Source organism: Streptomyces sp. NPDC107765, assembly GCF_055657085.1.
Map to the genome: position 1 here is coordinate 404,378 of NZ_JBVKBL010000005.1, position 17,397 is coordinate 421,774.

16 protein-coding genes are annotated in these 17,397 nt (G+C 72.2%); 7 read left to right on the forward strand and 9 right to left on the reverse strand.

What is annotated here, in order from left to right:
* Nucleotides 1-46: 46 nt before the first annotated feature.
* The 5 genes from ACZ7MX_RS15835 to ACZ7MX_RS15855 all read right to left on the reverse strand — a co-directional run bounded on the left by ACZ7MX_RS15835 (nt 47) and on the right by ACZ7MX_RS15855 (nt 5,629).
* Nucleotides 47-3,412: a S41 family peptidase gene (locus ACZ7MX_RS15835; RefSeq protein ID WP_472132549.1), complete on the reverse strand. Its 3,366-nt coding sequence runs from the start codon at nt 3,410-3,412 to the stop codon at nt 47-49.
* 483 nt (nt 3,413-3,895) lie between these two features.
* Entirely contained in the window at nt 3,896-4,036 is a 141-nt protein-coding gene (locus ACZ7MX_RS15840) for a hypothetical protein (protein ID WP_472132360.1), read from the reverse strand.
* A gap of 39 nt (nt 4,037-4,075) precedes the next feature.
* Nucleotides 4,076-4,474, reverse strand: coding sequence for a glycine-rich domain-containing protein (locus ACZ7MX_RS15845; RefSeq protein ID WP_472132362.1), 399 nt, complete (start codon nt 4,472-4,474; stop codon nt 4,076-4,078).
* Nucleotides 4,475-5,045: 571 nt separating this feature from the next.
* Nucleotides 5,046-5,216, reverse strand: a complete 171-nt coding sequence (locus tag ACZ7MX_RS15850; protein ID WP_472132363.1) for a hypothetical protein — start codon at nt 5,214-5,216, stop codon at nt 5,046-5,048.
* A gap of 20 nt (nt 5,217-5,236) precedes the next feature.
* On the reverse strand, nt 5,237-5,629 hold the full coding sequence (locus ACZ7MX_RS15855; protein WP_472132365.1) for a hypothetical protein: 393 nt from the start codon (nt 5,627-5,629) through the stop codon (nt 5,237-5,239).
* Between the two features lie 110 nt (nt 5,630-5,739).
* On the opposite strand from ACZ7MX_RS15855, the gene ACZ7MX_RS15860 reads away from it, so the two are divergent.
* Both ACZ7MX_RS15860 and ACZ7MX_RS15865 read left to right on the forward strand, forming a co-directional pair.
* Entirely contained in the window at nt 5,740-6,576 is an 837-nt protein-coding gene (locus tag ACZ7MX_RS15860; protein ID WP_472132367.1) for a helix-turn-helix domain-containing protein, read from the forward strand.
* Nucleotides 6,573-6,782, forward strand: coding sequence for a DUF397 domain-containing protein (locus tag ACZ7MX_RS15865; protein ID WP_472132369.1), 210 nt, complete (start codon nt 6,573-6,575; stop codon nt 6,780-6,782). Before ACZ7MX_RS15860 ends, ACZ7MX_RS15865 begins: the two co-directional genes overlap by 4 nt.
* A gap of 58 nt (nt 6,783-6,840) precedes the next feature.
* On the opposite strand, the gene ACZ7MX_RS15870 is transcribed toward ACZ7MX_RS15865, so the two are convergent.
* On the reverse strand, nt 6,841-7,206 hold the full coding sequence (locus tag ACZ7MX_RS15870; protein ID WP_472132371.1) for a hypothetical protein: 366 nt from the start codon (nt 7,204-7,206) through the stop codon (nt 6,841-6,843).
* Between the two features lie 224 nt (nt 7,207-7,430).
* On the opposite strand from ACZ7MX_RS15870, the gene ACZ7MX_RS15875 reads away from it, so the two are divergent.
* The 4 genes from ACZ7MX_RS15875 (at nt 7,431) to ACZ7MX_RS15890 (ending at nt 11,475) form a co-directional block, all read left to right on the forward strand.
* The gene (locus tag ACZ7MX_RS15875; protein ID WP_472132373.1) at nt 7,431-8,597 is read left to right on the forward strand and encodes an energy-coupling factor ABC transporter permease; all 1,167 of its coding nucleotides are present in this window, start codon (nt 7,431-7,433) and stop codon (nt 8,595-8,597) included.
* A 1-nt stretch (nt 8,598) separates the two neighbouring features.
* Complete coding sequence (cbiQ, locus tag ACZ7MX_RS15880; protein ID WP_472132375.1) at nt 8,599-9,360, forward strand: cobalt ECF transporter T component CbiQ; 762 nt, start codon at nt 8,599-8,601, stop codon at nt 9,358-9,360.
* Nucleotides 9,348-10,133: an energy-coupling factor ABC transporter ATP-binding protein gene (locus ACZ7MX_RS15885; protein ID WP_472132377.1), complete on the forward strand. Its 786-nt coding sequence runs from the start codon at nt 9,348-9,350 to the stop codon at nt 10,131-10,133. Before cbiQ ends, ACZ7MX_RS15885 begins: the two co-directional genes overlap by 13 nt.
* A 136-nt stretch (nt 10,134-10,269) precedes the next feature.
* Nucleotides 10,270-11,475, forward strand: coding sequence for a serine hydrolase domain-containing protein (locus ACZ7MX_RS15890; protein WP_472132379.1), 1,206 nt, complete (start codon nt 10,270-10,272; stop codon nt 11,473-11,475).
* 322 nt (nt 11,476-11,797) lie between these two features.
* Here the strand turns inward: ACZ7MX_RS15890 and ACZ7MX_RS15895 are convergent, their stop codons facing one another.
* From ACZ7MX_RS15895 to ACZ7MX_RS15905, 3 genes are all read right to left on the reverse strand, one after another.
* Nucleotides 11,798-12,649, reverse strand: coding sequence for an EamA family transporter (locus ACZ7MX_RS15895; RefSeq protein ID WP_472132380.1), 852 nt, complete (start codon nt 12,647-12,649; stop codon nt 11,798-11,800).
* A gap of 169 nt (nt 12,650-12,818) precedes the next feature.
* A complete protein-coding gene (locus ACZ7MX_RS15900) occupies nt 12,819-14,474 on the reverse strand; it encodes a penicillin-binding transpeptidase domain-containing protein (RefSeq protein WP_472132382.1) in 1,656 nt (551 codons plus the stop codon).
* A 160-nt stretch (nt 14,475-14,634) separates the two neighbouring features.
* Nucleotides 14,635-16,374 (reverse strand): dolichyl-phosphate-mannose--protein mannosyltransferase, encoded by a 1,740-nt coding sequence (locus ACZ7MX_RS15905; protein WP_472132384.1) that lies wholly within the window; start codon nt 16,372-16,374, stop codon nt 14,635-14,637.
* Between the two features lie 121 nt (nt 16,375-16,495).
* On the opposite strand from ACZ7MX_RS15905, the gene rsmI reads away from it, so the two are divergent.
* Nucleotides 16,496-17,350, forward strand: coding sequence for a 16S rRNA (cytidine(1402)-2'-O)-methyltransferase (gene rsmI / locus ACZ7MX_RS15910; RefSeq protein ID WP_472132386.1), 855 nt, complete (start codon nt 16,496-16,498; stop codon nt 17,348-17,350).
* Nucleotides 17,351-17,397: the final 47 nt, after the last annotated feature.

Here is a 17,397-nt window from a genome sequence, read left to right on the forward strand (position 1 = left end):
GGACGCGCGGCAACCGGCCGGCGAGACCCGGCCCCGCGCCGCCCGCTCAGGCCCCCGCCGCCTCCTCGGCGTCGCCGGCCGCCTCCCGCGGCGGCAGGGCCGGACGCCGCCGGTCCGGTACGTCCGAGAGGTCCGGAGGCGTCGCCGCCGGATGCCGCTCCAGCAGCTCCAGCGCGGTCCGCACCGCCACACCCAGCGTCGGATGCCGGCCCTCGGCCCAGTGCAGCGGCGAGCGCAGCGCCTCGATGTCCACCTCGACGCCGTGGTTCTCCACGCCCCAGCCGTAGAGCCGGAACCACGCCGCGTTCATCGGCACGGTGATCGTGGTGCCGTCACCGAGCCGGTGCCGGCCGGTCATCCCGACCACCCCGCCCCAGGTGCGCATGCCCACCACCGGGCCGATGCCCTGCAGCTTGAAGGCCGCGGTGATCATGTCGCCGTCGGACGAGGTCATCTCGTCGGCGACCGCCACGACCGGACCGCGCGGGGCGTTGCTGGTGTACGACACCGGCTCGGCGTCCCGGGTCAGGTCCCAGCCCATGATGGTGCGGGTCAGCTTCTCGATCACCAGCTCCGAGATGTTGCCGCCGGCGTTGCCCCGTACGTCCACGATCAGCGCGGGCATCGACATCTCCATCCGCACGTCCCGGTTGAACTGCGCCCAGCCGGAGCCGCCCATGTCGGGGATGTGCAGATAGCCGCACCGGCCGCCGCTCAGCTCCCGCACCACCGCACGGCGCTTGGCGACCCAGTCCTGGTAGCGCAGCGGCCGCTCGTCGACCAGCGGCACCACGGCGACCCGGCGGGCGTGCCCGTTGCCCTCCGTGGGGCAGAAGGTCAGCTCGACGGTCGTGCCGCCGGCCGCGGCCAGCAGCGGGCCCGGCCCGGCGACCGGGTCCACCGGCCGCCCGTCGACGTGGGTGAGCGCCGCGCCCTCCCGGATGCCCGTACCGGCCAGCGGGGAGCGCGCCTTGGGGTCGGAGGACTCGCCGGGCAGGATCCGCTGCACCACCCACCGCCCGTCCCGGCAGACGAAGTTGGCGCCGAGCAGGCCGATCGCGCGCTGGTAGTGCGGCGGCCCCTCGTTGCGCCGGGCACCGGTGACGTACGCGTGCGAGGTGCCCAGCTCGCCCAGCACCTCGCGCAGCAGATCGGCGAACTCGTCGGGGGAGGCGACCCGTTCGACCAGCGGCCGGTACTGCGCGAGCACCCCGTCCCAGTCGATGCCGCACATCCGCGGCTCCCAGAAGTACGCCCGGATGATCCGGCCCGCCTCGTCGTACGCCTGCCGCCACTCCGCGCCCGGATCGACGTCGTGCAGGATGCGCCGCAGGTCCAGATAGACCATCGAATCGCTGTCCGCCGGCTCGGTCGCCGGGACCGCCCGCAGCTCGCCGTCGTCGTTGACGACCAGCCGGGAGCCGTCGCCGCTGAGCGCGAACTCGTCGATGGCGCTGGTCAGTTCGGTGCGCCGGGCCTTGGTCAGGTCGAAGTGCTCCAGGGTGGGCTTGCCGGAGGTGTTGTCCGGGCTGGCGAAGGTCTCGCCCAGCGCGCCGGAGATCGGCCAGCGCAGCCAGACCAGCCCACCGCCGCTGACCGGCTCCAGGGAGGAGTACTTGGACGCCGCGACCGGGAACGGCGTGACGCGGTTCTCCAGGCCCTCTATCTCCACGATGACGGTGCCCTCGCCGGTCGTCGGCGGATTCTCGTCCGGGTCCAGCCCGCCCGCCGCGGGCCGCCCCTCCGGAGACAACGCGAACGGCGACGGCGTCGCCGACGACAGCGGCACCAGGTGCGGACGGCAGCCCAGCGGGAACGACAGGTCCCCGGTGTGCACGTCGTAGACCGGGTCGAAGCCGCGCCAGGACAGGAACGCCAGATAGCGGCCGTCGCGCGTGAACACCGGCTGCTCGTCCTCGAAACGGCCGTTGGTGACGTCCACGACGAGCCGGTCGGAGAGCCGGGCCATCTTGATCATCCGCAGCGAACGGCCGATGCCGGGGTGCGACCAGGTCAGCCAGCGCGAGTCGGGGGAGAAGGCCAGGTCGCGGACCGGGCCGTTGGTGGACCGGATCAGCTCGGTGACCCCGCCCGGACCGGCGGCCTCCTCCTCCGCCGAGCGGTCCTCCTCGGTCGTCTCCTCGTCCGGCCGGGTCACGTCCACCAGCAGCAGCCGGCCGTCGTGGGAGGCCACCGCCAGCCGCTCACCGTCCGGCGACGAGGTCATCTCGTGGACCCGGCCCAGCTCACCGGCGGCCAGCCGGCGCGGCCGCCCCGGATCACTGGCCCGCGGCAGATTGGCGATCTCGACGGCGTCCGGGCCCTCGGCGTCGGTGACGTAGGCGATCCGGCCGGTGGAGCCCAGCATCTCGGGCAGCCGCACGCGGACCCCCGGAGTGTCATGGATCGCCCGGGCCGGGCCGTCGCGGTGGGTGAGCCAGTACAGGCTGCCGCGGACCCCGATCGCGCTGGCCCGCCCGGTGGCGTCCACCGCGAGCGAGGTGACGTGCGAGGCGGCCGGGACCTGGTAGCTGCGCCGGCCGGCCCGCGGCCCGCCCAGCCGCACCGCCAGCTTCCGCGGTACGGCGTCCGGGCTCAGATCCTCGACCAGCCAGAGGTCGCCCGCGCACTGGTAGACGATCCGCTCCCCGTCGGTCGAGGCGTGCCGGGCGTAGAAATCGGTGTGATCACTGTGCCGCCGCAGATCCGTCCCGTCCGCCAGGCACGAATAGACGTTGCCGACACCCTCATGATCCGACAGGAACGCGATCCGCCCGCCCACGAACATCACCGAGTCCAGATGCCCGTACAGATCCGGCAGCAGCCGGGTCCCGTGCAGCCACATCCGGCCCATCGCCCCGCCCCGGTAGCGCTTCCACGAGGCGGGCTCGTGCGGCGGCTTGCCGGTGAGCAGCAGCGTGCGCCGCTCACCCTCCACATCGGCGACCGCGATGTCGGACACCGGCCCCCACGGCAGCTTGCCGCCCGGACTGCCGTCGGTGGGCAGGCTGTAGGCCCACGAGTAGTACGAGAACGGCTGCCCGTGCGAGGACACCGCGAGGACGTGCGCCTGCCCCTCATGATCCGGCGGCGTCCACCCGCACACCCGCGCATCGGTACTGCCCCAGTACGTCAGCCGCCGCGCCGGACCGCCCTCCACCGGCGCGAGATGCACCTCCGGGTCGAGGCTCCGCCACGTCGTGAACGCGATGTGCCGCCCGTCCGGCGAGAACCGCGGATGCCCCACCCGCGTCCGGTCCACGGTCAGCCGCCACGCCCGCCCCGGCTCGTCCCCCTCCGCCGCGATCGGGGCCACCCACACATCGTCCTCGGCGGCGAAGCAGAGCAGATCCCCGTGCAGATGCGGAAACCGCAGGTACGCCCCGGGCGGCGCCCCCGGCCCGGCCGGCATCCGACGCAGCCGCCCCTCGGTCTCGACGACATCCGTCCCCTGGCGAGGCCCGACGGCCTCGGGTTCATCGCTCACGCCCCCATGGTTTCGGGCGGGCGAGTGGGTGGCAACTCGGCCGGTCGGGGGATGGGGGACTGGGCCGGTTGGGGGACGGGGCTGCGCCGGGCGGGGGAGCGGGCACCCGGCCGGGCGGGGAGCGGGCGACTCGGCCGGGGGTACGTGCGGCGTCGCGGCCCGGGGAGTACGAGTACGGGAACGGGTGTGGGTACGGGCCGAGGGCGACCGGAGCCGCGGGCGCGGAGCGAGCAGGCTCCCCGCCCACCACCCCCGCCCGCCGAAGACTGGATCGTGGCCGACGCGAAGAGCTCCCTGGCCCGCTCCAGAATGCTCAGGCGGCCCTGTCAAGCCGGCGGGACGTCGACGGTGCCGGGACATGAGAAAGCCCCGTCCGCAGTGTCGCGAACGGGGCGGGTGCTGCCGGGTCTAACCAGCCGGCTCGTCGCCGGCGTCTGGGAGGACGAAACCGCGGACCGGGAAGCCCGCACCGTCCTGCGCCTCTTCCTCTTGAGCGTCGCGCCACGCCTGCACGAGAGCGGCGTACCGGGAGTTGGTCCACTCAGCCATCGGGCCTCCTATCGACGCTCCGAGTGTGGCAGACGTCGACTACGGCTTGTCCCGACATGGCGGGCGGGGAGTCGGCATCGGCTTGATGGGGCCTTCGCCTGGCGAGTGCTGGCACTTCGCTGCGACCGTCACGAGTTCTTCGTCAGCCGGTGTGCCCCAGAGCTCCTCGTCCACGTCGCATCCCAGGGCACGAATGGCTTCCTGCGTCCGGACGATGATCGCCGGATCGTAGTTGTCCGGGTTGAACCCCGGGTAGTGGTGGACGAAGTCGCCGAGACCTGCGCAGAGGTCTGCGTAGACCTTCGTGTGCAGAATCAGGGCGTGCCACCCCTCGTCGACGACGCGCGAAGGCGCCAGGGCAGCGTCAGGCGTGGACGCGCACGCGGCGACGAACTTCAGTCCCTCGTCCGTGATGCGCTGTGCCATGGCGGCGTCCATGCCGGGATTGTTGTCCTTCACCGTGCTGACGACGCTTAGATACGCCGCCGGGCTGATCAGACCGCTTACGGTTAACAACGTACGACCTCTTTCGAGTTGAGTCGTGCGGACGCCGTCTCTGGTCGAACGCCTGGCCAAGGACACGGCCAGAGACGGCTTTCCCTTGCAGACCCGCCCGGCCGGTGCCTCACCGATCGATCTCAAGGGGGGCCGGGGCGGGGGCTCATGCGGGCCGCCGTGCTCGAAGGGGGCTGAGCACAGGCGGCCCCTTCCACACACACCCGCGACTGCCGCCGGCGGTGTGGGGGTTCCCAGCTCCAGGCCGCTGCACGGGGGTCTCGCGGCCGAGCTGGGCGTATGACGTATCTGGTGGTCCGGGCTACGGCGCAGCGCGGGCGGCTGTCCTCACTGGCGCCCCTTCTCCACACAGCGGGTGCAGCGATACGGACAGGGGGGAACGGGCTCTTCAGCGGGGATGAATGTCACGCCGTGGGACACGTAAGCGTGCTGGAGCGGTGGCTCGCTGATCCGCTCTTCCCGCTCGCTGACGGCGGGACGGGGTGGCTGCTGGTCAGGCACGGTGGCCCTGCTCGTGGTGCCGGATCTGCTGGCTTGCGACGACGGCCACGGCGAACTCTCGGCGTTTGCGTGCCTCGTACCGCGTGGCGTCCAGTTCGGCGCACTGGGGGCAGCCGGGGACGGGGTCAGGGATGAGGTCGTCGTACGGACACGGGAGTTCCACGGGGTTCCCCTGGAAGCCGCTCACTGCCGCGCCCCCTGCACGATCTTCTTCACCAGCTGCTCGGTCTGACCGAACGACAGCCATGGCGGGATGATCCGATTGCCCGCCGTACCCCGCACGGCACGCGACGGAGGCGCGAGGATGCCTGCCGCGCGGAGTGCGGCATCCAGCGACCTGGCTACCTCGTACGTATCGGCCCAGAACACTCGGCCGCCCAGTACCTCGGTCAGCCCGATCCCCTGGGCGGTCGCCAGTGCGGCGGGACGGATGCGGTGGCTCTTGACGCCGGCAATCTCGTCACGAGCCGCGAGGGACGGGGCGGGATCAAGCCTGGCCAGGCGCAGCGCGTCGTCCAGGCGCCGACTCAGCTCCAAGGCGGCCTGGTGCGGCGTTCTGAATGTGGGGGCAGACATGGTCACACGCTCCTCTCCGTAGTCATTCCGCTACTGGGGAGGTTCAGCGTGGCCCACGCCTGGGAAGCGTTCAACGTGTCAGCAGGGGATGGAAGGTCGGGGAACGGACTGTGAACAAGAACGAGTTGAACCCGGACAGTAGCCCCCAGGCGGCCTTCGGAGCGCGTTTACGCAGCCGGCGGGAAGCACGCGGCTGGACTCAAGAGGACCTTGCTGGCCGCACGGAGTATTCCAGCGTGCACATTTCCGCTGTGGAAAATGGTCGGAAGCCTCCAACTCTCCGATTTTCGCGCAGTATTGACCGGGCCTTCGGGGTCGAGGGCACCGCAGACGCGTTCGAGCACGAGTACCGCGAAATCAAGCATGGCGCGTTGCTGGAGGGCTTCCCGGAGTACGTCAAGTACGAGGGTCGGGCCGTAGAGATCCGGCTGTACGAAGTGGGTGTCATCCCTGGCCTGCTCCAGACCCCTGAGTACGCGGCAACGCTGGAAGCTGATGCCGTGCGCCGCGAAGCCATCACGCCTGAACAAGCCGAAGAGCGGGTTGAGCTGGTGTCGCGAAGGCAAGCCACGCTCGCTCGCACCCCATCGCCTTTGATCATTGCGGTACTTGACGAGAGTTGCCTCCGCCGCCCGATGGGCGATCCCACCCTCATGGAAGCCCAGTTCCAGCGTTTGCTGAAGTTCGCCGAGCGACCGAACACCGTGCTACAGGTGGCGCCGTTCTCCATGGGCGCGCGGCGACCGTTCAGCCTTCCGGTCACGGTGCTCACCATGCCGGACCGCTCGATCATGTCCTACGCCGAATCTGCCCAGCGGGGTCATCTTGAACGGGATAACGCCTCCGTGGTGCCCATACTCACGGCCTACCATCAGTTGCAAGCCGAAGCACTGTCCCCAGCGGCATCAGTGGCCTTGATCGAACAGCTTCGAAAGGGTTCCTCGTGACGACCGAATCCCCCCATTGGTTCAAGTCCTCCTACAGCGGCAACGGCGGCCAATGCATCGAGGTCGCCACCAACCTCATCGACTCGCGCGGCGTGGTCCCCGTCCGTGACTCCAAGGCCCCGCAGGGTCCAGTGCTCGCCATCGAGACTGCCGCCTGGTCCTCGTTCGTGGCGGCCGTTCAGGCGGACCGCTTCGACAACGCCTGACAACCACCGAGGCCCCGCCACTCCATCACCTTCGGAGCGGCGGGGCTTTCGCTGCTGATCACTTCAGCGATTTCTCGATCGCTTCAAAAATGTCCGCGTCGGTCTTCCTCTGCCACTCCGGCAGATCGCTCCAGTCCGCCACGTACCCGGGCTTCGGCTCCTCGAAGTGCTTGAACATTTGGGCCGTCCAGCACGTCGCGACGAACCGGCTCTTCTGCTCGGGGGTCAGTCGCGACGCGTGGCCGGCGCTCACATCCAGCAGCTGGCGCACTTGCTCGTAGACGGCACCCGCGGCCTGGCGCTCCCAGTCCGGGGTGTCCTCCCAAGGAGTCACGTAGCCGGGCTTCGGCTCGCCGGGGAAGTGCTCTCGCACACCGGCGATCCATGCCTCACGGAACAGGCGCGCGCCCTCAACCTGTGACATACCTACCCTCTCGTCACGTGTGCTCACTGCTCTGATGAGCCTTGCACTCCGTCGACTCATTTCCCGCTGGGTACCAGCTCGACGCCTTCGCTACGGCGGCTGCGGCCACGGTGGCGCCTCCCTCCGGGCGCGCACGCCCCTCCCGCATTCAAGGCGCTCTTGCGACTTTGTTGCAGTAAGCCTCACCATTGGCTGGTTGCAGACCCTGAAGCGGAGACCCTGAGATGCACGTACCCGATGGATTCATCAATGCGCCGGTGTCGGCGGCGGCCGGTGCGGTTGCCGCGGTGGCCGTTGCGGTCAGCCTGCGCGGCGCGCGGCGGGAGCTGGCGGGTGCGGGGCAGGGCGTCGGGGCGGGGGCGGAGCGGACCGCGCCGCTGGCCGGGCTGGTGGCGGCGTTCATCTTTGCCGTGCAGATGCTGAACTTCCCCGTGGCGGCCGGCACCAGTGGGCATCTGCTCGGCGGGGCGCTCGCGGCGATACTCGTCGGGCCGTACACCGGGGTGCTGTGCGTCTCGGTCGTGCTGCTCATGCAGGGTGTGCTCTTCGCGGACGGCGGGCTGACCGCGCTGGGTGTCAACATCAGCGATATGGCGATCGTGACGACCGTGGTCGCCTACGCGGTGTTCCGACTGCTGGTGAAGGTGCTGCCGCGGCGGCGCAGTTCGGTGACCGTCGCTTCGTTCGTCGGGGCGCTGGTTTCCGTTCCGGCCGCGGCGGTGGCGTTCACCGGGATCTACGCCCTGGGCGGGACCGCCGATGTGCCGATCGGGAAGGTGTTCGCGGCCATGGTCGGGGTGCACGTCTTGATCGGGATCGGCGAGGCGGTCATCACCGCGCTGACGGTCGGTGCGGTGATCGCCGTGCGGCCCGACCTGGTGTACGGGGCGCGGGGGCTCGCCAAGCCGCTGGAGCTGCGGATCTCGCCGCTGGCCGGGGCCGGCAGTGACCCCGTTCCGGCCACTGCTCCCCACGAGCCGGTCGCGGCCGCCGCCCCGCGCCGTTCCGCCCGCCGTGTCTGGCTGGCCGGGATCGCCGCCGCGCTGGTGTGCGCGGGCGGCCTCAGCTACTACGCCTCCGCGAGCCCCGACGGCCTGGAGAAGGTCGCCCACGACCAGGGCATCGACGCCAAGGCCAAGGACCACGCCACCAAGGACTCGCCGCTCGCCGACTACAGCGTCAAGGACATCGCCGACCCGCGGCTGGCCGGCGGGCTCGCCGGGGTCATCGGGGTCGGCGCCACCCTGGCCGTCGGCACCGGCGTCTTCGTGGCCGTACGCCGCCGCAGGAACGCCGGGCCGGCCGACCTCGCACCCGCCGAGAGCCCCGTACCGGCCGCCGAGGCAACCGGGAACCCCGTACCGGCCGCCGACCGCTCCGGGAACGCCTGACATGGGCGCCGGCCACGCACACAAGCTCTACCGGCACGGGCACTCACCGGTGCACGCGCTGCCCGCGCACTGCAAGATCGCCGCGGTGTTCGGCTTCGTCCTGATCGTCGTCTCCACCCCGCGCGAGGCGGTCTGGGCCTTCGGGCTCTACGCACTGCTGATCGCGGCCGCCGCCGTCGCGGCCCGGGTCCCGGCCGGCTTCCTCCTCAAGCGGCTGCTGATCGAGGTGCCGTTCGTCGCCTTCGCCGTGCTGATGCCGTTCGTGGCCGAGGGGCCGCGCCTGCACGCCCTCGGGATGAGCCTGAGCGAGTCCGGTCTCTGGGGCGCCTGGAACGTCCTGGCCAAGGGGACGCTGGGCGTCGCCGCGTCCGTGCTGCTCGCGGCCACCACGGAACTGCGCGCACTCCTCCTCGGCCTGCAGCGCCTGCGGATGCCGCCGCTGCTCGTCCAGATCGCCTCCTTCATGATCCGCTACGGCGACGTGATCACCGACGAGATGCGGCGGATGCGGATCGCCCGCCTCTCCCGCGGCTTCGAGGCCCGCGGCGTGCGCCACTGGGGCGTGCTCGCCAAGTCCGCCGGAGCGCTGTTCATCCGCTCCTACGAGCGCGGGGAACGGGTCCACCTCGCCATGGTCAGCCGCGGCTACACCGGCACCATGCCCGTCATCGACGCCACCACCGCCACCCGCACACAATGGACCCGCGCGGCCGCCCTCCCCCTGGCCGCGCTCGCCGTCTGCCTCCTGGGATGGACCCTTTGAGCTCCGCAACACCCGCCGCCGCGCCCGCCCCCTCCCTCGCCGTCGCCGGCCTCGCCTACGCCTACCCCGACGGCCACCAGGCACTGTTCGGCGTCGACCTGACCGTCGCCCGCGGCGAACGCGTCGCCCTGCTCGGCCCCAACGGCGCCGGCAAGACCACCCTCGTCCTGCACCTCAACGGCATCCTCGAAGCCGGCGCCGGCAGCGTCGCGGTGGCCGGGCTGCCGGTCGCCAAGCAGCACCTCGCGGAGATCCGCCGCCGGGTCGGCATCGTCTTCCAGGACCCCGACGACCAGCTGTTCATGCCCACCGTCCGCGAGGACGTCGCCTTCGGCCCGGCCGCCGCGGGCCTGCGCGGCGCCGCACTCGACGCCCGGGTCACCGAGGCGCTCGACCGCGTCGGCATGGCCGGCTTCGCCGACCGCCCGCCGCACCACCTCTCCTTCGGCCAGCGCCGCCGGGTGGCCGTCGCCACCGTCCTGGCCATGCGCCCGGAGATCCTCGTCCTGGACGAGCCGTCCTCCAACCTCGACCCGGCCTCCCGCCGCGAACTCGCCGACATCCTGCGGTCGTTGGACGTCACCGTGCTGATGGTCACCCACGACCTGCCGTACGCGCTGGAGCTGTGCCCGCGGTCCGTCGTGCTCTCCGGTGGCGTGCTGGTCGCCGACGGCACCACCCAGGAGCTGTTGTGCGACGACGAGCTGATGCGCACCCACCGCCTGGAGCTCCCGTTCGGCTTCGACCCCCGCTCGGTCACCGTCCCGCAGTGAGGACGCCCCGTTCCGCAGTGCGGACCCGGCCCACCGCCCGCCCCGCCGCTCCCGTGTGACGAACGCCACGGGCCGAGGCCCTGGTCATCAGCACCGATCCGCGCGTTGCACCATTGATGGGTCACGAAAGCGACGGATGAGTGGGAAGCGGGAATCAGTGGTGGACGTCCAGGGCACGGTCGAGGACGGCTTCGAGCCGGTCCGGGACGCCTTCATGGCCAACTTCGCGCGACGCGGAGAGCGGGGGGCGGCGGTCGCCGTCTACCGGCACGGTCGGAAGGTCGTCGACCTGTGGGGCGGTACGAAGGACGGTGACGGCGCGCCGGACGGCACGGCCGCACCCTGGGAGGCCGGCACCGCCCAGGTGATCCGCTCCGCGACCAAGGGCATCGCCGCCGTCGTCCCGCTGCTGCTGCACCAGCGCGGCCAGCTCGACCTGGACGCGCCCGTCGGTACGTACTGGCCCGAGTTCAAGGCCGCCGGCAAGGAACGCGTCCTCGTCCGCCACCTCCTCTCGCACCGCGCCGGACTGCCCGTCCTCGACACCCCGCTCACCCCTGCCCAGGCCCTCGACGGCACCAGCGGCCCGACCGCGGTCGCCGCCCAGGCACCCGCCTGGGAGCCGGGCACGGACCACGGCTACCACGCCCAGACCTACAGCTGGCTGCTCGGCGAACTGGTGCTGCGGGTCACCGGCCGCACCCTCGGCACCTGGGTCGCCGAGGAGATATCCGGGCCGCTCGGCCTGGACCTGTGGATCGGCCTGCCGGACGCCGAACAGTCCCGGGTCGGCCGGCTGGCCCCCGTCACGCCCCCCGCGCCGCCCGCCGCCCACGGCCTCCGCGTCCGCCCCAAGCGGACCGTCGCCGCGGCCTACGAGGACCCGACCTCCCTCACGAGCCGTGCCTTCGCGGCGATCTCGCCGGGCCCCGACGAGAACGACCCCGCCTACCGCGCCGCCGAACTGCCCGCCTCGGCGGGCGTCGCCACCGCCCGCGCGCTGGCCCGCTGCTACGCCGCGCTGATCGGCACGGTCGACGGGCACCCGCGGCTCTTCGCCCCCGCGACCCTCACCCTCGCCCGCACCGAGGAATCCGCGGGCCTCGACCGCACGCTCCTGGTCTCCACCCGCTTCGGCCTCGGCTTCATGCTCCACGGCCCGGCCTCGCCGCTGCTCTCGCCCGGCTCCTTCGGCCACCCCGGCCGCGGCGGCGCCCTCGCCTGCGCGGACCCCGAGACCGGCATCGCCTTCGGCTACGTGACGAACGGGATGCAGCGGAATGTCACGGCGGATCCCCGTGCGCAGGCGCTGCTGCGGGCTGTGTCCCACGTGGTCGGGTGACCCCGCCGTAGCTCTTCTGTTTTTCGCCTTCGGCGGGGGTGGGGTTTAGGGCCGGGGGCGCCTGGTGGGTGGGTGGTAGCGGGTTCGGCCCTCCGGCGCCTGTGTTGTGGACTGCTTCGCTTTACGTCCACAACACAGGCGCCTCCGGTCCGCCCCCTCCCGCCGGTGGGGCGCCCCCGCCCGGGGAGGGCATGGGACTGGGGCTCTGCCGCGCCAAAGGCGCGGCAGAGCCCCAGTCCTTTTTCCCCACGCCCGCCGAAGGCGGAAGAACAGCAACCACCACGGCGGGAAAGCCGAAAACGTGGGAGGCGGCCCAAGCGGCTCAGCCCGCGTACAACATCAGGCCGATGCCCACCACCATCAGCCCCGCGGCAGCAATCCGTGGGGTGCCGAACCGTTCCTTGAAGAACAGGGCGCCGATCGCCGCGCCGACGATGATGGAGGACTCGCGGAGGGCGGCGATGGGGGCGAGGGGGGCGCGTGTCTGGGCCCACAGGACCAGGCCGTAGGCGAGGACGGAGAGGATCCCGCCGGTCAGGCCGCGGACCGCGAACGGGCGGAGGGCGGTGAGGAGTTGGCGCCGGTGGACGGCGAGGGCCCAGAGCGGGATCACGAGCCCTTCGAGGATCATCAGCCAGGCGATGTAGCCCAGCGGCGTACCGGAGGCGCGGACGCCGAGGCCGTCGACGGTGGTGTAGGAGGCGATGGACAGGCCGGTGGCGAGGGCCGCGATGATGGCCGGCCAGTGCGGCCGGGTGCCGGCGGCGCGGACGCCCCAGAGGGCCACGCCGACCAGCCCCGTGGAGGCGAGGGCGACGCCCGCGAGGGCCCAGGGGCCGGGGGTCTCGTGGACGAAGACGGCCGCCAGGACGGTGACGACGAGCGGGGCGCTGCCGCGGGCGATGGGGTACATCTGCCCGAAGTCGCCCAGCTTGAACGACCGCATGAGCAGGGCCTGGTAGACGATGTGCAGGACGGCGGAGCCCAGGAGGTACGGCCAGGCGCCGGCGGCCGGCAGCGGGGTGGCGAAGGCCAGGACCGCGCCGCAGAGCGCGCCACCGCCGCCGACCAGGGTGAAGGCGAGGAGCTGGTCGCGTATGCCGTGGGCGATCGCGTTCCAGCTGGCGTGCGTCACGGCGGCCGCGAGGACGGCCGCGACGACCAGCGGCGTCACGAGGAACGCTCGCGCAGGTCCACGACCTGGCCGTGGACGGGGGCGGGGGAGGGGGAAGGGGCGTCGGATGGGGAAAGCGGCATGGCCCGCACGCTAGCGAAAGCTGTACGGGCCATGCGACCGGGTTCCGGTGGCTGGGAGGGGCGCCCGCGGGGGCGCCCCTGTCGGCTCAGCCGGCGGTGAGGATCGAGCGGACCACCGGGCCCGCGTTGGAGCCGCCGTGGCCGCTGGCCGGGACGACGGCCGCCGCGGCCAGGTCGTCGCGGTACGCGGTGAACCAGGCGTTCGGCTTCTTCTGGTTGTCGACCTCGGCGGAACCGGTCTTGGCGCCGATGTCACCGCCGACCCCGGACATCGCCTCGGCGGCCGTACCGGAGGTCGCGGTCAGCTTCATCAGCGACTTCAGGCCGGACTGGGTGGACGGCTTCAGGGCGCGGGCGGCCTTGGCGAAGGTCCGGTTGTCCAGCGACGGCGCGACGATGTACGGCTGGTGGAAGGAGCCGGCGTGGACCGTGGCGGCGAACGTGGCGACATTGAGCGGGTTCATCCGCACGCCGCCCTGCCCGATCAGCGAGGCCGCCATCTGCGCGTCGTGCTGCACCGGCACCGCGCCGTCGAAGGTGGGGATGCCGGTCTGCCAGTTCAGGCCGATGCCGAAGACGTCCCGCGCCTCGTTCGTCAGGTCGTCGTCCTTGAGCTTGGGCGCCAGCGAGATGAAGGCGTTGTTGCAGGACGCGGCGAAGCTCTGCGCGAAGGTGCCGTTCTTGATCTCGGACTTGCCGTCGTTCTGGAACTTCCAGCCGCCGACCGTGAAGTACTTGGGGCACGGGTGCTTCTTGCCGGGCGAGGTCAGGCCCTTGTCCAGGAACAACGCCGACGTGATGATCTTCATCGTCGAGCCGGGGGCCAGCGACCCCTGGGTAGCCAGGTTGAAGCCCTTCGCCGGGGAGTTGGCGAGCGCCAGGATCTCACCGGTGCTGGGCTTGACCGCGGCCGCCGAGGCGGACTTCTTGCCGCTGATCGCCTTCTCGGCCGCCGCCTGGAGCTTGGCGTCCAGGGTGGTCTTCAACGTGCCGGGGGTGCCCTTGGAGAGCACCTTCAGGGTCTTGTCGGGCTGCTGCTCGGCCGGCTTGGCGGCCTTGGCGCGCTTGATGTACAGCTCCACGCCGGGCTTGCCGCCGGTCTTGGCGCCGTACTTGTCGCGCAGGCTCGCCAGGATCCCGGTCAGCGTGGGGTGCGCCTCGGGGGTCAGCTCGACCCCGTGGCGGTCCACGGCCTTGATCGGCGGCGCCTCGGCCTCGCCGGTCCGCAGCTGGTCGCCCTTGGCCAGGCCCGGGTACAGCACGGCCGGCTGCCAGGCGATCACCGGCTTGCCGGTGGCCTTGTCCCGGTGGAGGGTCGCCGAGCCGCGGTACGAGTACGGCGCCTTGGTGCCCTTGTAGTCGATCTGCGCGGCGACGGTGTACGGGATCTTGTCGCCGGCGGGGGTGCCGGGCGTCACCGTCACCTTGGAGAACCCGGCCCGCTTGGCGAAGGTCGCGAGCGCCGGCCGGGCGGTGTCCGGGCTGTCGGTCAGCTGCGCGGCCTTGGCGGCGTCGCCGGACTGCCAGGCGGTCAGGAACTGCTGGCCGGCCGTCTGCACCTCCTTGGCGGAGAGCGGGCCGGTCGGCACCTTGGGCGCGTTGTCACCGGCCGCGGCGTCCGCGGAGCGGACCTCCTGCGGCGTCGCGTCGTCCGATCCGCCGAACAGCGTGAAGCCGCCCACGACTCCCGCCACCAGGGCCACCGATCCGCCGATCAGCCCGTACTTCACCTCACGGCGCATGCCACCGATTCCCTCCCAGGAGCGTCGTCCCTGAATACGCACACAAGAACGTGCCTCGCACTCTAAGGGACACGGGGAGGGCACCGAGTTTCGATCCGGGCACGGTCCGGTGACGCGCTGTTGTAACTCTGTGACGGAACTGTCGAACTCCGGCGGCCGCTCACACCCAGCTGTCGAACCACATCCGGTGGTGCCAGGCGCTCTTCGGGATCGGCAGACCGGTATAGAGGGGATAGAAGTAGACGAAGTTCCAGATGATGAGCAGGACCAGGACGCCGGCCCCTACGGCGCCGATGGTCCGGCGGCGCTCGGTCGCCCCCGGCGGGCCGATGATCGCGCCGATCATCATGGCCAGCGCCAGGCACAGGAACGGCACGAAGACGACGGCGTAGAAGAGGAAGATCGTGCGTTCCTGGTACAGGAACCAGGGGAGGTAGCCGGCGGCGACCCCGCAGGCGATCGCGCCGGCCCGCCAGTCCCGCCTGAACAGCCAGCGGTACAGGACGTACAGCAGCGCGAAGCAGGACGCCCACCACAGCAGCGGGGTGCCCAGCGCCAGGACCTCGCGGGCGCAGCCCTCGGCCGCGGTGCAGCCGGCCTGGCCGAATTTGGGGTCCTCGTAGAAGTACGACACCGGGCGGCCCAGGACCAGCCAGCTCCAGGGGTTGGACTGGTAGGTGTGCGGCGTGGTCAGTCCGGTGTGGAAGGCGTAGACCTCGGTCTGGTAGTGCCACAGGCTGCGCAGCCAGTCCGGCAGCCAGGTCCAGCCGGCCGCCCGGCCGTCCGGGGTGGTGGCCCAGTCGCGGTAGTAGCCGCCCTTGGTGGCGATCCAGCCGGTCCAGGACGCGAGGTAGGTGGCCAGGGCGACGACGACGGTGGAGCCGAAGGCGGCCAGCACGTCCCGGCGCAGCGCCGAGCGGAACGGGCGCCGGGCACCGGCCGTGCGGCGGGCCGCGACGTCCCAGAGGAACGACATCAGGGCGAACGCCGCGAGGAAGTACAGACCGTTCCATTTGGTGGCCGAGGCCAGACCCAGGCAGAGACCGGCCGCGATCCGCCACGGCCGCCACCCCAGGCGGAGCCGGTCGCCGACGTCCGCGTCCGGGCGGGCCACGCTGTCCGGGCTGACGGGGAGCGCCGCCGCGAGCCGGGCGCGGGTGCGGTCCCGGTCCACCAGCAGGCAGCCGAACGCGGCCACCACCCAGAACATCACGATCAGGTCGAGCAGCGCGGTACGGCTCATCACGAAGTGCAGACCGTCCACCGCCAGCAGCGTCCCGGCCAGGCAGCCCAGCGCCGTCGACCGCATCAGCCGCCGCCCGATCCGGCAGACCAGCAGCACCGACAGGGTGCCGAGCAGCGCCACCATGAACCGCCAGCCGAAGGGGTTCATCCCCAGCGCCCACTCGCCGACCGCGATCAGCCACTTGCCCGCCGGGGGGTGGACCACGTACGAGTGCTCCGGCGAGAGCAGGATCTGCGGCGGATGGGCCACCAGCGCGTCATTGGCGTTCTTGGCCCAGGTGCCCTCGTAGCCGTACTGGAGCAGCGACCAGGCGTCCTTGGGGTAGTACGTCTCGTCGAATATCACCTTCCGCGGGCTGCCGAGGTTCCAGAACCGCAGGACCCCCGCGAACAGCGCCACCAGCAGCGGGCCGCCCCAGGCCGACCACCGGGCCAGCCGGGCCGCCGCGTCCGGTCCGGCGCCGAACACCGCCCACAGCCGGCCGCCCGGCCGCGGGTACGCGGGCACCAGCCGGGTCCGGACGTCGGCCGGCGGCCCGGCCGGATAGCCGAATCGGCGCAGCCGCCGCTGCCAGACGGGGGGCTGCCGGGCCGGCTCCGGAGCGGCGTGCGCGGCGGCGTCGGTCGCGGTGGTGTCACTCGTCACCCGGCCCATCGTAGGGAAGCGGCCTGTGGACCGGTGGGGAGCGCCACCGGCGGATGCCCGGCGGGCCGGTGCGGGCCGGTGCGGGCCGGGGCGGGTCGGCGGGCCGGCGGTGTGCTGGGAGGATGGGCGGGTGACTGGAGTGCTGGTACTTGCAGGGACGCCCATCGGCGACATCGCGGACGCGCCGCCGCGGCTCGCCGCCGAACTCGCCGCCGCCGAGGTGATCGCCGCCGAGGACACCCGGCGGCTGCGCCGGCTGACCCAGGCGCTGGACGTGACGCCCACCGGCCGGATCGTGTCGTACTTCGAGGGCAACGAGGCGGCCCGCACGCCCGAGCTCGCCGACGCGCTGGCCGGGGGCGCCCGGGTGCTGCTGGTCACCGATGCCGGGATGCCGTCGGTCTCCGACCCGGGCTACCGGCTGGTGGCCGCGGCCGTCGAGCGCGGCGTCAAGGTCACCGCCGTACCGGGCCCGAGCGCGGTGCTCACCGCGCTGGCCGTCTCCGGTCTGCCGGTGGACCGCTTCTGCTTCGAGGGTTTCCCGCCGCGCAAGGCCGGCGAACGGCGCTCCCGGCTGCGCGAGGTCGCCGACGAGCGGCGCACCCTGGTGTATTTCGAGGCGCCGCACCGGCTCGACGACACCCTCGCCGCGATGGCCGAGGTCTTCGGCCCGGACCGCCGGGCCGCGGTCTGCCGCGAGCTGACCAAGACGTACGAGGAGGTCAAGCGCGGGACGCTGGGCGAGCTGGCGACCTGGGCGGCCGAGGGCGTACGGGGCGAGATCACGATCGTCGTCGAGGGCGCCCCGGAAAGCGGTCCGCAGGAGCTGGCGCCCGAGGAGCTGGTGCGCCGGGTGCGGGTCCGCGAGGAGGCGGGGGAGCGGCGCAAGGAGGCCATCGCGGCGGTCGCGGCGGAGGCGGGGCTGCCCAAGCGGGAGGTCTTCGACGCGGTGGTCGCGGCGAAGAACGCGGAGAAGGCGGGCTGAGCAGCCCGTCCCGGGCGGGCGTCCCGGGGTTTTCCGCGCCACCCGGA